Source organism: Coleofasciculus sp. B1-GNL1-01 (assembly GCF_040220235.1).
Taxonomy (GTDB): domain Bacteria; phylum Cyanobacteriota; class Cyanobacteriia; order Cyanobacteriales; family Coleofasciculaceae; genus Coleofasciculus.
This window is the reverse complement of sequence record NZ_JAVJTO010000135.1, coordinates 15,056-29,814: the sequence shown is the minus strand read 5'-3', so window position 1 is coordinate 29,814 and position 14,759 is coordinate 15,056. Positions and strand designations below refer to the sequence as shown.

General features: G+C 45.2%; 13 protein-coding genes and 1 pseudogene. 6 read left to right on the top strand and 8 right to left on the bottom strand.

The window, feature by feature from the left end:
- Position 1: 1 nt before the first annotated feature.
- On the top strand, positions 2–685 hold the full coding sequence (locus tag RID53_RS31510; protein WP_446391853.1) for a hypothetical protein: 684 nt from the start codon (positions 2–4) through the stop codon (positions 683–685).
- Here the strand turns inward: RID53_RS31510 and RID53_RS31505 are convergent.
- From RID53_RS31505 to murG, 3 genes are all read right to left on the bottom strand, one after another.
- Positions 680–2,656, bottom strand: coding sequence for an N-6 DNA methylase (locus RID53_RS31505; RefSeq protein ID WP_446391852.1), 1,977 nt, complete (start codon positions 2,654–2,656; stop codon positions 680–682). The genes RID53_RS31510 and RID53_RS31505 overlap by 6 nt on opposite strands.
- Positions 2,657–2,740: 84 nt before the next feature.
- Positions 2,741–3,043 carry an S-layer protein gene (locus tag RID53_RS31500; protein ID WP_446391851.1) on the bottom strand — a complete coding sequence of 101 codons (303 nt, stop codon included), beginning with the start codon at positions 3,041–3,043 and terminating at the stop codon, positions 2,741–2,743.
- A gap of 193 nt (positions 3,044–3,236) precedes the next feature.
- The gene (gene murG / locus RID53_RS31495; protein ID WP_446391850.1) at positions 3,237–4,304 is read right to left on the bottom strand and encodes an undecaprenyldiphospho-muramoylpentapeptide beta-N-acetylglucosaminyltransferase; all 1,068 of its coding nucleotides are present in this window, start codon (positions 4,302–4,304) and stop codon (positions 3,237–3,239) included.
- A 268-nt stretch (positions 4,305–4,572) separates the two neighbouring features.
- Here murG and RID53_RS31490 point away from each other — a divergent pair, with 268 nt between their 5' ends.
- Positions 4,573–5,364 carry a YybH family protein gene (locus RID53_RS31490; RefSeq protein ID WP_446391849.1) on the top strand — a complete coding sequence of 264 codons (792 nt, stop codon included), beginning with the start codon at positions 4,573–4,575 and terminating at the stop codon, positions 5,362–5,364.
- A gap of 94 nt (positions 5,365–5,458) precedes the next feature.
- Here the strand turns inward: RID53_RS31490 and RID53_RS31485 are convergent, their stop codons facing one another.
- A complete protein-coding gene (locus RID53_RS31485) occupies positions 5,459–5,650 on the bottom strand; it encodes a hypothetical protein (protein ID WP_446391848.1) in 192 nt (63 codons plus the stop codon).
- Positions 5,651–5,652: 2 nt separating this feature from the next.
- On the opposite strand from RID53_RS31485, the gene RID53_RS31480 reads away from it, so the two are divergent.
- Positions 5,653–7,131: a CoA-acylating methylmalonate-semialdehyde dehydrogenase gene (locus RID53_RS31480; RefSeq protein WP_446391847.1), complete on the top strand. Its 1,479-nt coding sequence runs from the start codon at positions 5,653–5,655 to the stop codon at positions 7,129–7,131.
- 165 nt (positions 7,132–7,296) lie between these two features.
- Here RID53_RS31480 and RID53_RS31475 read toward each other — a convergent pair.
- Positions 7,297–7,533, bottom strand: a pseudogene (locus RID53_RS31475) (ACP S-malonyltransferase); the annotation flags it as partial.
- A 95-nt stretch (positions 7,534–7,628) separates the two neighbouring features.
- On the opposite strand from RID53_RS31475, the gene RID53_RS31470 reads away from it, so the two are divergent.
- Positions 7,629–8,087: an MgtC/SapB family protein gene (locus RID53_RS31470; RefSeq protein ID WP_446391846.1), complete on the top strand. Its 459-nt coding sequence runs from the start codon at positions 7,629–7,631 to the stop codon at positions 8,085–8,087.
- 256 nt (positions 8,088–8,343) lie between these two features.
- Here RID53_RS31470 and RID53_RS31465 read toward each other — a convergent pair whose 3' ends face one another.
- A complete protein-coding gene (locus tag RID53_RS31465; RefSeq protein WP_446391845.1) occupies positions 8,344–9,258 on the bottom strand; it encodes a hypothetical protein in 915 nt (304 codons plus the stop codon).
- 287 nt (positions 9,259–9,545) lie between these two features.
- Here RID53_RS31465 and RID53_RS31460 point away from each other — a divergent pair, with 287 nt between their 5' ends.
- Complete coding sequence (locus RID53_RS31460; protein ID WP_446391844.1) at positions 9,546–10,373, top strand: hypothetical protein; 828 nt, start codon at positions 9,546–9,548, stop codon at positions 10,371–10,373.
- A 132-nt stretch (positions 10,374–10,505) separates the two neighbouring features.
- Complete coding sequence (locus tag RID53_RS31455) at positions 10,506–11,261, top strand: histidine kinase (protein ID WP_446391843.1); 756 nt, start codon at positions 10,506–10,508, stop codon at positions 11,259–11,261.
- Between the two features lie 338 nt (positions 11,262–11,599).
- Here RID53_RS31455 and RID53_RS31450 read toward each other — a convergent pair whose 3' ends face one another.
- Positions 11,600–12,706 carry an alpha-hydroxy acid oxidase gene (locus tag RID53_RS31450; protein WP_446391842.1) on the bottom strand — a complete coding sequence of 369 codons (1,107 nt, stop codon included), beginning with the start codon at positions 12,704–12,706 and terminating at the stop codon, positions 11,600–11,602.
- A gap of 210 nt (positions 12,707–12,916) precedes the next feature.
- Positions 12,917–14,743: a protein kinase domain-containing protein gene (locus tag RID53_RS31445; RefSeq protein WP_446391841.1), complete on the bottom strand. Its 1,827-nt coding sequence runs from the start codon at positions 14,741–14,743 to the stop codon at positions 12,917–12,919.
- Positions 14,744–14,759: the final 16 nt, after the last annotated feature.

The following is a 14,759-nucleotide window of genomic DNA, read 5'->3' as shown; positions in this document are numbered from 1 at the left end:
TATGATTGAGTTCTGTTTGAAATCACTTAATAGCCGATCTAGGTTTGCGCCAATTGCTAATCATCGCTGTCATCGTGAAAAAGGACATGATGGAAAGTGCTTAGAATATCCCTATTTGAAAGACCTTCAAAAAAGATCCAAAAAAATTGCTGAGAAAATTAAGCGTGATTCAACTAATACAACAGGTGCATCATGGGCAAGCGATGATGCTGGACCAAATAGGATTTTACGCTGGGCTATGCTCCTATCTGATGAAGAATTACTGAACTATGAGTTAGACATGAGCAAACTTAGACCGGGTATTGTGGCTAAACTGAGAGAAAAAGCAGCCACTTATGAGGATTGTATGCAGGTTGCCATGAAATTAACATGGCTAGTTTATCAAATGCCCGATTCTCCCACGCCTCCAGATGACATACAAAGATATTTAGAAAAACTTTTTAAAGAAATGACTCCAGGTTCGACTAAGTGTGAAGTTTGCCTACTGCCTATTTCATTTAATTTATTCTCAACAGCACAAAGAGGGAAAGCTGCGATAGAAACATGCCACAAAAATCCAAGAGTTCACAATGCCGATAATGTAGGTTTTGCCCATAGAGAATGTAATATTGCTCAGGGAGCTAAGACTTTGGATGAATTCTACGCTTGGATTGAAGGCATTTTAGATAGAGCTAGGTGCTTATAGTTCTGGTTCGGGTGTGTGGAATTTTTGAAGTTCAGACAATATAGATGCCCTAGCTGAAAGGAGACGCTCAAAATTGCTGATCTCAGTGATCCACTCCTCTGTTTGAGTTGGAATGAATATTTGCAACTGCCCTAATCTTTTTCCAATGCTTCCCAGCGTTGATTGAATAAAGGTTAAACTCCTCATTTGCTGAAGTATCAAAGGCATGTTAAGGATATACAGTAGTTCATAACTGTTAAAGGGAGCTTGAGTCGTAACTGTAATAATTTTAAAGTGACTTTGAACAACACTTTTGATGTTATTGGAATGAAGAATTGCTGTACGTCCAATTCTGTATCTTCCGTCTACAACCAGTAATATGTCACCCGTTTTAAGTTTTTGGTACTTAGCGTATTTGTTAAAAATTTCCTCGCTAACAGCGTTAGTCGGATCTACAGAGACTTCCCAATTCGCAATGTCAGACGTTCTAATAAAGGGAATGTTGCCAGTCCCATAGGCTTGAGAGCCGACTTCATGCCCTTTCCTAATAGCAATATAGCCACTTTTAATAAGCTCATCAAAGGATGCCAAATCAGCATGCATCTCAAAAGCTTTTTTTTTAATACTTTTACTTAAAGAAGCATCATAAAATCTTGGTACCCAATAATAGGGATTATAAATTTCACAATTTGACCAATATTTAGAACTATTGTTATCCTTGAATTCGTGAGCAATGGCACTAAAATCGTCGGGATATTTTTGTCCATTTTCTAGGGTTACCCGTCCTCGACGATCATGACCGCAATGTAAAGCGACTGCAATAGGAACTTTAATAGGATATCTATTTTTATTCTTAGATTTATTATTAAATTTTTGAAAAAAAAGAACATTAGTTTTTGTATCTGTCCCTGGTTGAAATGTTGTACGAGGGCAGTCCAGAAGAGCTGTGATCATGCCCTCTTGATGAAGATAATCCCAAATGTATCCAGTTTGCTTGTTACCGAAAACCCCTTCGGGTAATACGATTCCTAAAACTCCACCTGGCTTAAGGATTTTTACACATAATTCAATGAACAAAATTTGTGGATCTTGATTTTTACGAACTTTGTCACTTTTAATCCAACAATTCTCAGTAGATGAAAAGTACCAGTGATGACCCAGATCATATTGTTCCAGAATACTTTCTCTAGTGACTCCAATTTTTGCCCCAAATGGAGGATTTGTTAAAACTACATCTGCATCAAATATTTTAGAGCTAAATCCAGAAGCAATTAAATGATTTATGTCAAGTGAATCCGTTGTAAATACTGAGTAGTTATTGGGTGCAATAATTTCTAGAGTAGCTGTTGCAAGTCTTGAGATATCTTTATCCTTATCTAGACCAACTAACGAATAGTGATTATCTGGCAAGAGTGTTTCACCTGTAGTCTCGATCCAATAATTGTAAGTTTCTGATAGGAAGCTACCCGTGCCACAAGCCGGATCGACAACTTTACTATATGGCTTCGGGTCGGCAATGCTTACCATTGTTTTCACTAAGCTTCTAGGAGTAAAAAACTGCCCTTTGTCTCCTCTCAGTTTTGGTCCGATAAGGGCTTGAAAAGCCTCACCAATAATATAGGAAGGCGACTCAACTAAATTAATATCTGATAAAACTTTTAAACTGCTTTTGATTGAGGAATCTCCCAGACTAAATCTGTCAGACTCATCAATAGCGGATGGGTAGTTATTCCGAAGTTCTGGTAAAAGCAACTCGTTCGCTGTACCTTTACCCTCCATATAACTATCTAATATATTGGCAACGTTTCCTTTGTCAATTAGTAGTTTACAAAGAAGAATTTTTGATATGTCCTCAATGATACGTTCAGCCCGACTAGATGAGCTATTGGAATAGAGATGGTAGTAAAGCTTCTTAAAGGTCAAATAATAGCTATCTTTGTCAGAGTCGAAAGAGAAAAGCAAAATTTGCTCATATTTTACCGCTTTTGCCATTTGTACTACCTGCAACTCCCCAATGAACACTATGAGTATATTCGCACAATGTGTTGTATGCAAGCAATAAACTGTGAATCGACTCTACTCACCTAACAACGGCTTAACTTGTTCGGGGGGAATTGAGCCACGATAAGCACCACAATAATACATACTCAACACCGCTTTGTACGCCCAGTGAGTCGGCGATACATCTGTAAACGGATTGGGTAACGAATCAGCGCGGTTTTTGGCACAAGCTTCTAATAGTTGCTCACGATTAACCTGTTCTTGGGAGAGTTGAACGGCTGAGAATGATTGAACAGGTTGGGTGTCTTGGGCTTTTGCCGGAACAACAAAACTGGTACTTGCCACAAGGGTTAGCACTGTCAAAAGTCTGAGTTTCATAATTATAGCAATTTCCGGTTTGATGCGATACATTGTTAAGGGCGCAAGCTTTGCGCTCCTACATTGCCCCTATATTTAGGTGTACCTCACACGCTGGGAAAGCGCTATATTGGTGTACTTGTCGTTCTTTTATTCAACGTCAATTTCCGACAACATGGACTATTTTTGCAGATGCGATTGTCGGAAATGAGCCTTATTTTTTCTCCACCAGCCGACGCACCAACGTTGCTAATTGTTCTGCACTATCTGTCACCGCTAAAGAGGCGGCTTTTTCTGCCATTTGCTGGAGAATGTCCGGAGATTTGAGCAAATAGGATACCTTACTTTCGAGTAATTCGGGGGTGAGTTCAGATTGCGGAAAAACCAGAGCCGCCCCTTTTTGGGCAAAACTAGCCGCATTAAAGCTTTGGTGATCTTCTGCGGCGTAAGGATACGGAATTAAAATCGCAGGAGTGCCTGTTATCGCCAATTCGGTTAACGAACCTGCACCCGCCCGACTAATCGCTAAATTCGCCCGTTGCAGTAGCGCTGCCATGTTGTTGTAAAATGGCAGTTCAATATACTGAGGATGCTTTAAAGTAGAAGCGTCTGGGTCTTTTTCTCCGGTTAAATGGACTATCCACGCGCCCATTTCAAACCAAGTCTTAGCGCATTGACGCACCAGTTGATTCACGCTAACCGCCCCTTGGGAACCGCCAACGACGACAATTAAGGGTACATCGTCAGGAATCGGTAAGTCTAACGGCTGAGGCTTATAGAAATCACCTCGAACCGGTGTCCCCACGGTGACGGTGTGGGCTTTGGGTAAATACTTAGAGGCGGCGTCAAATCCGAGCGCCACCTGATCACAGAAGGGACTCAGCCAGCGCGTAACTTTTCCGGGAATAGCGTTGGATTCGTGTAAAATGACAGGCAATCCCTGTAACCGTGCCGCGACGATCGCAGGTCCAGCAATATAACCGCCTGTGGTAAACAGAGCATCGAATTGCCGAGTTTGGATCAGTCGCTGAACCTGTCGGATGGAACCCACAAGGCGTCCAAAAACGCGCACTGTATTTAGCCCCAAGGGTTTCTGAAAGCCTTCAACCAGAATCGTGTGCAGGGGATAATGTTGGGGAATTACCGATTGTTCTACCCGGTTCGGCACGCCCAGCCACTCAATTTGGTACTCTGGTAACTGTTGAGCTAACGCCAGCGCCGGAAATAAATGTCCTCCTGTGCCACTGGCAGCAATCAATAAGCGAATTGGAGTGTCAGCCAAGGTCGTTGTTCCTCCTAAAGGCGACTCTGATGTCGAGTTAAAATCGAAAATTGGTAGTAAATTGGCGAATATACCATCTTATCTGTCCAATTGGAAGCCAATTTCTTTATATAAACTATTTCCTACGATGCCCCTAATGCACCATCCGGTCAATTTATTTCGTCGTGTTTCCCGTTCCTTGAGCGTACTTTTCACGGGATCTAGAAAACCTCTCTCCTGCAAGGAGAGAGGCTTTGACTTCTCCCCAGGGTGTGACAAGTCAGGTTCCTTGAGTGCGAAAACTAAGGCGTATTCCCTGAACGGGTCAATGATTTTGTGCTTTACCCTGGGTTTAACCCTGGGATGGGCAACAGTGGCAAAAGCCGAAGATCCCGCAACCGCCCCACCTCAGCTAAGAGAACTCCTGGCGCAAATCGATGCGGCAGCAAATCGCCGGGATGTGCAGGGTGTGATGCAGTTCTATAGCCAGGATTTCAAACATTCTGACGGTTTGACTCACGCCCAGATGGAGGAAGCGCTGAAGCAACTGTGGGAACGCTATCCTCAATTGACGTATCGCACCGAGTTACAGTCTTGGGAAAATCAAGGGGATGGGATTGTGGCGGAGACAGTCACCACCGTAACCGGAACCCAGCCCAACGACGGTACGATGATGAAACTCGAATCCACATTGCGATCGCGCCAACGTTACGAAAACCAAAAAATTGTCTCCTCGGAAATTTTGGCAGAACGTTCCCAACTAACCTCTGGCGTCAATCCTCCCAACCTGCAAGTGATTTTACCAGAACAGGTGCGTATTGGTCAGTCGTTTAACTTTGATGCGATCGTCCAAGAACCCCTAGGGGATAATCTACTATTGGGAACAGCCTTAGAAGAACCGATCAATGGCGATCGCTACAGCCAACCCAGTGACTTGGAATTGGATTTACTATCCGCAGGCGGAATTTTTAAAGTGGGACGAGCGCCCTTAACTCCCCAGGATCGCTGGATTTCAGCCGTTTTGATTCGGGGTGATGGGATGACGATGATTACTCGACGCTTGAATGTTGTTGATCGGTGATTTGTCATTCGTCAGGGAATAGGGAACAGGGAACAGGGAACAGGCAATGGGCAATAGGCAATGGGCAATAGGTAAGGTAGAGTTTTGAGTTAACTTACTCATCTTCCCCAGCTCCCCCAGCTCCCTCTGCTCCCCCAGCTCCCTCTGCTCCCCCAGCTCCCTCTGCTCCCCCAGCTCCCCCAGCTCCCTCTGCTCCCCCAGCTCCCTCTGCTTCCCCATCTTCCCCAGCTCCCTCTGCTTCCCCAGCTCCCCCAGCTCCCCTTGCTCGCCCTTTTTGGAGAACCAACGGTGCATCTAAAAAATCTGTTACCGAACTATATCAATGGCAAATGGTGTCCATCCAGCGCCACGGAATCGCTTCATGTTGTTAATCCGGCTACGGTTGATGTTTTAGCCCAAGTTCCTTTGTCGCCTCAAGATGATGTAGACGCGGCGGCGGCGGCGGCGGCGGTGGCTTTCTCTGATTGGCGGCGGGTTCCTCCACCAACCCGAGTCCAATATCTGTTTAAACTCAAGGTTTTACTAGAGGAGAATTTAGACGAATTAGCCCGCACAATTACCTTAGAATGCGGCAAAACCCTCAAGGAATCAAAAGCTGAATTACGACGGGCAATTGAAAACGTGGAAGTCGCCTGTGGTATTCCCATGCTAATGCAGGGATATAACCTGGAAGATGTGGCGCGGGGAATTGATGAAATCATGATTCGTCAACCGGTGGGAGTCATCGCAATTATTGCGCCGTTCAATTTTCCGGGTATGATTCCCTTCTGGTTTCTACCTTATGCGATCGCCTGCGGGAATACCTGTATCGTTAAACCCTCGGAAAAAGTACCATTGACGATGCAAAAGGTGTTTGAGTTGTTAGAAGCGACGGGATTACCGAAAGGGGTAGTGAATCTGGTGAATGGGGCGAAAACCGTCGTGGATGCGATTTTAGAACATCCCCAAATTCGCGCCATTAGTTTTGTCGGATCATCCCCGGTAGCACAGTATGTATACAGCAAAGGTGCCGCCCACGGCAAGCGGGTGCAATGTCAAGGTGGGGCGAAAAATCCCCTAATTGTCCTCCCGGATGCGGATATGGAAATGACCACCCGAATTGCAGCCGATAGTGCCTTTGGCTGTGCCGGACAACGGTGTCTGGCGGCGTCTGTAGCCGTTACTGTGGGGGAAGCACGGCATAGTTTCACCGATGCGATCGCGTCTGCGGCTCAAACTCGTGTCGTTGGCTATGGATTGGATGAAGGGGTGGAAATGGGACCCGTGATTAGCCGCGATAGTCAAACCCGGATTGAGGGATTGATTCAACAGGGCGCTGATGAAGGCGCTAAGGTATTAGTCGATGGGCGCAAGGTGAAGATTTCCGGGTATGAGCAAGGGAATTTTATTCGACCCACAATCCTGGAAAATGTCAACCCCGACAGTTCTCTGTCTCAAACTGAAATATTTGGTCCGGTGTTAAGTTTAATGCATCTGGACACCATTGAAGACGCGATCGCATTAGTGAATGGGGGTCAATGGGGCAATATGGCGTGTTTATTTACCACCAGTGGTGCCGCCGCACGACAGTTTCGGTATGAAGCCGAAGCGGGGAATATTGGCATTAATATTGGCGTAGCCGCACCGATGGCATTCTTTCCCTTTAGTGGTTGGAAAAATAGTTTTTATGGGGATTTACATGGACAGGGGCGACAGGCTGTGGAGTTTTTTACGCAAACCAAAGTGGTGGTCGAACGCTGGTTTAAAGATTGGTCACGTCAGTTCTAAAGGAACCTCAAATTAATCATTATCGAACTCTATGTTAAACCGCCTTGGATTAAAACCAACTCCAGCTCTATGTTAAACCGCCTTGGGTTTAAACCCAAGGCTAAAAGCTCAAGTCAGCTAAAGCTGACTGACAGTTACAGCGCAAAGCGCTGTAATAAAGTACAGTAGATCAAAGTCCCCCTTCATGCTCCGATTGGCTGTCAGCAGAATCATTTGATTTGCCTGAGCTGTTCTCCAAACAATTCGATCATTGCTGTCAATCGATAGATTGATCTCCTTGAAGCTAACAAAACGAATTGGAAGTAACTCCAACCAGCCTTGACTGGCAAGATTTCCCAATAGAATCTCTGCATATCCCCCCAGATTGTGATTAATGAGGAAAAATGAGCCGTTATTGGTTATTTTTTCAATTAAACCCCTCTCACTGGAGTTAATATCGACTTTGGTGATTTATCTCCAACTATACTCAAAAGAGTAAGTTGAGGAAATACCAATTGATGTCAAACATTTACGGACTTGCGCCAAACGATTGGTTAGGGATAGCACTCCGACTCGGTATTGCCTTACTCGCGGGGGGTATTATCGGCTTTGAACGGGAAATTAAAGATAAACCAGCCGGGTTGAGAACCCATATCCTAGTTAGCTTTGGTTCGGCGTTTTTTACGCTGATACCCATATTAATTGGTGTTGCTGAACAAAGCGCAGACGCACTTCCTCGCGTGATTCAAGGCATTGTAGGTGGCGTAGGATTTTTAGGTGCAGGAGTGATCGTACAAGAATCTCAGCCGCAGCGACAAGGATATAGAATTCGAGGACTGACTACGGCGGCGGCGGTTTGGGTGTCATCAGGGTTGGGAGTTGCGGCAGGGTGTGGGTTATGGGGTTTGAGTTTAATTTCTTCCCTATTTATTTTACTAATTTTGAAAGTGTTTAAAAAAATTGAACCGAGTAAATAAAGTGTTGATTGCGTCAGAGCAGTTGGTGAATTGTAGGGGCGGGTTTAGGGACTCAATTCAGATATCTACCAATAAATGTTCAACAAAACCCGCCCTCTCCACGGGTTAAGCTGTCATGCCTTTAAATTGGGTATTAGTAGCGAGCAAGATGCAAAGCCTGCGGCATGGCTTCGCTAAACGCACACCAACGACTTCGCAATTCTTGACATTAAGTTTAAATGCCGAACAGCTTATCAATGCCTTGAAAACTAAGGGACTAAAATATTCCATCCAATCCCCAAACCGATGAACCCATATTTTCATCATCGGTTCCTAAAAATATTCCTCCGGCTGTACCCGGTACGAGTTCAATCGCTTCTACTTTGTGATAATTCAAGCGATAAATAGGAATCAGTGCTTGGTTTTGACGAAATACAATGCGGTTATCCTGTAAACTCAAACCACCAACCACGTAAACAGCAGATTGGAATGGTCCATTGTTCCCGTTATCGGACGCCGAGGTAACGTAAACAATACCGGCTAAATCAACCTTTATATCAGAAAGATGGCGAACATTACCTACCGGAAACGGAACCGTTAAACGAGCTGAACCTTGAGGCGTAATCTCATTAGTTTCCAAGTCCAAAAATCCCCAGTACAGGACTCCGGGTTCTTCATTGTTACCTCGATGCGCCCAAACTGCGAGCAGCTTATCCTCAATTTGTTGCAAGGCAAATCCTTCTAAGTTAGTTCCTTCCGGCAAATTGGGCAAATTAAATACATTTAAAACAGACACATCCTGATGATTGCCACTGAGCCGGAAATGATAGACTGTTCCCGAACTGGTTAACGCCATAAATGTGGGTGGCGATTGTCCAGGAACAGCCGTGAGTGCTTCTAAATCTACAGGTAAAGGTTGGTTTGACCAGTTGATCGGCAAATATTCAGGGGTTTGTTCGCCGATAACCTTGATCATCGCCAGACGCCCTTCCCCTACCCCTTTATTATCATGAACGATGAGAAACGAGGTGGAATCCTCGTGCTGTTCGAGGAGTGCCATGCCACTAATCCCAAACAGGATACTACCACGCACTGGACGCCAGGGTTGTGCCTGAACGGGTTGGGCAAATGGCGCAACCGTCACGGTGACGCCTAAAATGAGAGTTAGAGCTAGGGTGTTGAGTGCTTGCATTCCGATCATTATGGCAGAAATCAATGACACCCTCAATCTCCCCTGTGCCTATACTGAAAAGGCATAACCGCTCAAGCTTCCGGAATACTCTGCAATTAGTCAGAGGGAAAAAGTCACTCTCCTGATAGATACAAAAAGGATTTTTTAGAGCGAATCTAGATTAGTGCATTAGGTAAAACGCTAAAACTAACGTTTTACACCACCCCCATCTAACTGTCAACGAGTTAGAGGGTTGGGTTTGCTGCGATGATAAGCAGCAATTTTCGTTCTAGAAATAGGAATAATAGATGTTAAATCAAGGAGACTCCGTCCCCTTATGGACTAAACGAACAGGGACTTACTTAGGCGCGATCGCATTCGCTCTAACTGCTTTGCTGCTTCCTGGCTGCACTACTGATAATGAGGAAATTCAGGAGGGAAAAACCAACGTTACCACTGAGGACGTTGCTGAAAATACCGAAGACATTATCGGAAAAGAGGTTACGATTAGAAACATCGTCGAACAAAAAGTGGGTGACTTTGGCTATCTCGTACAGGCGGAGGAGTTTGGCAGCGAACCTATTCTGATTCTAGATCTTACAGAAGCTCCCTTCGAGCTTCCAGAGGAGCAAGAGATGCCGATTCAAGTAACGGGTGAAGTCGCGCAATTAGTAATTGCCGATATCGAAACCGAATACGGTGTAGAGTTAGGTGACGAATATGTCGAGTATGAAGATCAACCTGTTATTATCGCTGAATCCCTCGCCCTTGCACCGACTCCTCAAGACTTAGCGGAAGCACCCACAGGTTATTTCGACAAAGTTATTGCTGTCGAGGGTGATGTTAGAGATATTTACTCTCCCAGTTCAATCTCTCTATTTGAAGATGGTTGGATAGATGATATCGGCGTTTTAGTGATTGGTGTCAATCGCAATCTTAAAGCGGAGGATAGCGTTGTTCAAGACGGCGAAAGAGTCACCGTGACGGGTGTAGCGCGTCAGTTTGACCCGAAGCTGTTGCAGGATTCTGACCTCGGTTGGGACGCGGAAAAGATTAAAGAGTTTGGGTCTAGATATACAGACAGACCCGTTATCGTAGCCGAAGATATTTTTCCTTCTGCTGTGGATAACAAATAAGACTTTCGTCTGGAAAGATGAATGGTGACATGAGTTGTTTGGCTTCTGTCTTTAATTCAGAAAGCTTTAGTCAAAACAAAAAAAGGGCTAAGTCAAGCCTAAAGTTGTTTAATTTATTCAAAGGAAACAGTAATGTTAGAAAAAGAAAAATTTGTACCCGAAACCCGTGACTACAAACGTGTTGTTGGTATTTTTCCCAAGCGCGGAGATCTGCAAGATACGATCCAGGCGCTCAAAGATGCGAATTTTGATATGGAGAGAGTCTCTCTCCTAGCGCGGAATATCGAAGATGTGGAAGGCGCCAAGGAAATTACCGAAAGACAAGGGAATGAATCCAAAGAAGGAGCTGGTATAGGTGCGACTACGGGTACTCTTCTTGGTGGTGTCGGTGGTTTCTTGATTGGTGTCGGTGTACTGGCGATTCCTGGTGTTGGTCCAATCCTCGCCGCCGGAGCCGAGATAGGGGCGTTAGGATCAACCTTAGCCGGAGCCGGAGTTGGTGCAGCAACAGGCGGTATTGTTGGCGCTTTGATTGGTCTGGGTATTCCGGAAGAAAAAGCCAAGGTGTACAATGAGCGCGTCAAAGCTGGCGACTATTTGTTGATGGTTAGCGGCAGTGAAGAGAAAGTAGAACATGCTGCCTCAATTATGCGCGATCGCCATGCAGAAGAATTAGAAATCTTTGAGGCACCTGAACAGGTTGAACATGAGCATGAAGAAAACGTTCACCTGAAAGAAGAACATGTAGAAACGCATGTAGAACAAAAGCCTGTGTCAACGGCTAAGCAGCCAAGGACACATGATCGAGAAGTTGTTGAAGCTCATGATCTAGAAGGCGATAAAGATCCAGACGTTGTTATTGTTGATAAGCGTAACACAGTTCGATAAGTCGGCTCAATAGTCTTACCAACCTAACCTTCAACCCCTTCCCTACCAGGGAAGGGGAATAAGTTTGTCTGGTCATGCATTTAAATTGGGTATAGGTAGGGTCTGCTGAATAAGTCTTGTGGTGGGGAGAGGCAATAGGCAATGGGCTTTCTTGCAATAGTTTTAACCCTCTGTCGAGGGAAAATTCGGCGCTGAGGTCGGCAAAAATTCCAGGATGCAAGAGAGTGGTAGTGTAAAAACGAAAGCACTTGTTGGGTCAAAAAATGGCTTGAAACCCCTATCTAGTCTACCTTACACACTTAGGCAGCAAGCCCTAGGTAGTGAGCAAGATGCTCACACTACAAGGATTGCGTGAGTAAACTCTGATCAATATCCTGTACCTTGGCGCAACCACTCAACGCCATTGCTACATCCAACTCATCCCGCAACAATTCCAAGACATGCTGCACGCCAGCTTCTCCCGCCACCGCTAATCCCCACAACACTGGACGCCCCACCAGTACCGCTTTCGCCCCCAATGCTAAGGCTTTGAGTACGTCTGTGCCACGGCGAATCCCTCCATCCATGAGGATATCAACCTTATCGCCGACAGCCGCGACAATATCAGGAAGCGCATCAATTGACGCGATCGCACTATCTAATTGTCTACCGCCATGATTGGAGACAATCACCGCCTTTGCCCCATGTTCTACTGCCCGCAGTGCATCATCACCGCGTAGAATTCCTTTAACAATAACGGGTAATTTTGTCAAGGACTGCAACCATTCCAAATCCTGCCATGTCAAGCCGGGGTCAAGCTGTTGGACAAAATAGGCAAATAACCCCGATTCGCCGACAATTTCCGGAATATCGCGATGGACTAAATTCGCCAATTGCATCCCCAGGGGTAAGGTAAACTGATTGCGTTTATCCTTTTCTCGACATCCTAAAACAGGCGCATCTACAGTCAGACAAATGGCGCTATACCCGGCGGCTTCCGCCCGTTCAACTAAGTTTTGAGTCAAAGCGCGATCGCGATGGACGTAGAGTTGAAACCATAATGGAGAATGACTATCCGTCTGAGAGTCTGACTGCACCTGTTTGGATGTCAATGCCACCTCTTCTAAGGGTTGAGTGGACATGGTACTCAATACCATTGCAGAACCCACGTTAGCCGCTACCTTTGCTGTCACGATTTCCCCCTCTGGATGTGCTAAACATTGAAACGCCGTCGGCGCAATTAGAATCGGTAGGGAGAGAGATTGCCCTAAAACCGTTGTACTTAAATCTCGCTGACTGACATCAACTAACATCCGGGGACATAGTTTGAATTTCTCAAACGCCGCCCGATTATCGCGTAACGTTACTTCATCCCAAGCGCCACTGGCGTAATAATCCAGCGCCATGCGAGATAACTTCTGATGGGCTAATGATTCGTACTCGAAAAGATTGATGGGTTGAGTCATATTATAAGGGAACAGGTAGATGAGGGAGATGGGAGTTGTAGGGGTTTGGTCTCCAAACCCCATTTCTTATGTAGGGGCGGGTTTCACGACTATCGTTTGAAATGGTGCGTTACGCTTTGCTAACGCACCCTACACCCGCCCCGACTAAATGACGAATGACGTAGCTTGCTTCTCGCGAAAGCGAGTATGACGAATGACAAATGACAATTCTTACCAAACACGCCAAATTTTAATCGTTTTATCCAAACTACCACTCGCCAAAGTTTGTCCATCGGGGCTAAATGCCACAACTTGAACGATGTCCGTATGTCCTTCGAGAGTACAACAGTCTTGTCCAGTTGCAACATCCCAAATCCTAATCCTGTTATCACCACCGCAACTGGCGAGGAGACGCCCATCGGGACTAAAGGCGAGGGAACCCACTTGGGGAAAATTCCCTTGAATTAGGGCGGTTTGAGTCAGAGTGCGAATATCCCATAACCGAATCGTCGCGTCTGAACTGCCACTAGCTAGAATCATACTATCAGGACTAAACGCGATCGCATCAACGGAATTGATATGTCCGGCTAGAGTTCCCAACCTTTGCCAGTGGGGAACGTACCACAGCTTAATGGTTCGATACCCACTCCCACTCGCCAAGATTTGTCCATCGGGACTAAAGGCGACACAATTAAATCCACTGGAATGACTTGATAAAACCTGTATCGTTTTCAACGTTTGACTCTGGCAAATCCGAATTTTGTTATCTCTACCGCAACTCGCCAACAGACGTTTCTTGGGGTTAAAGGCGACTGAATCCACGCCACCGTTATGACTTTTGAGACTAACCTGTTGTTTTCCAGTTTGTACCTGCCATAATCTTAGGGTTTCATCCCGACTTCCACTGACTAGATATTTTCCATCGGGGCTAAATGCTAGACAGGTTATTTCTTGACGATGCTTCCCCGAAAACCATCCCCCAAATGTACGAATTTCCCATGCCATACTCACTTGCCACAGTTTAATCGTTTTATCAACACTACCACTCGCCAGACTTTTTTTATCGGGGCTGAAGGTTATCGTGGAGACTTTGCCAGTATGACCCAAAATTGTATTAACCAGTGATGCATTAACCTTTAGGGGTTGTGATGGAATACTTGGTTTAATCGTGACATGATTTGTTCCCAAATTTTGGAAATCTTGGAGAACTTGCTCAACCGATTGATATCGCTGTTTCATCACTGGATCAATCATTTTGTCCAGAAGTTCAGCCAAGTTCTGACTGACGGGATTATTGACCAAATACTGTCGCCAGATAAACCCACTTTCGAGCGGTTCATATAAATCAAAGGGCTGCATCTGAGTTAACAAGTGAATGCAAGTAACGCCCAAACTATAGATATCGCTAGCGAAGACCGCTTTACCAAAGGTTTGTTCCGGTGCAGCATATCCAGCAGAACCAATGGTTGTTCCGGTTTTGGCTAATATTGTCCAGGTGGCATATTTTGCCGCCCCGAAATCGACAAGAACTAATTTATTGTCGCGACGCCGCCGGATAATATTTTCGGGTTTAATATCTCGATGAATAACATTGCCTTGATGAATAAAGTTTAGTACGGGGAGTAAGTCAGTCAGCAGAGAGCAAATCTGCTTTTCAGAAAAAGCACCGAGTTCAGCTAACTCTTGATTTAGATTCTCTCCATCAATAAATTCCTGGACAATGTATTGACAATTATCCTGCTCAAAATAGGCTAAGAATGCAGGGATTTGGGGATGATTGCCTAATTCTTGTAAGCGTTCCGCTTCTTGATGAAATAATTGGGCAGCTTTCGGGGAACTGTTTTGTCCTTGGGGATAAAATTGTTTGATGGCACAGTAAGGCGTTGAGGGTTGAGATTTATCCTCGGCTAAAAGTGTTCTCCCTAATCCCCCAGCACCCAGAAGTCGCAGCGGACGATATCGTTCTGCGAGGATAAGTTGTGCGCCACAGGTTTGGCAGACGTTTTGAGTGGTTGAGTTTTCAGGGTTGGGGCAGTTTGGATTAATACAGTAGCTCAAGGGTATAAAGGTTTGT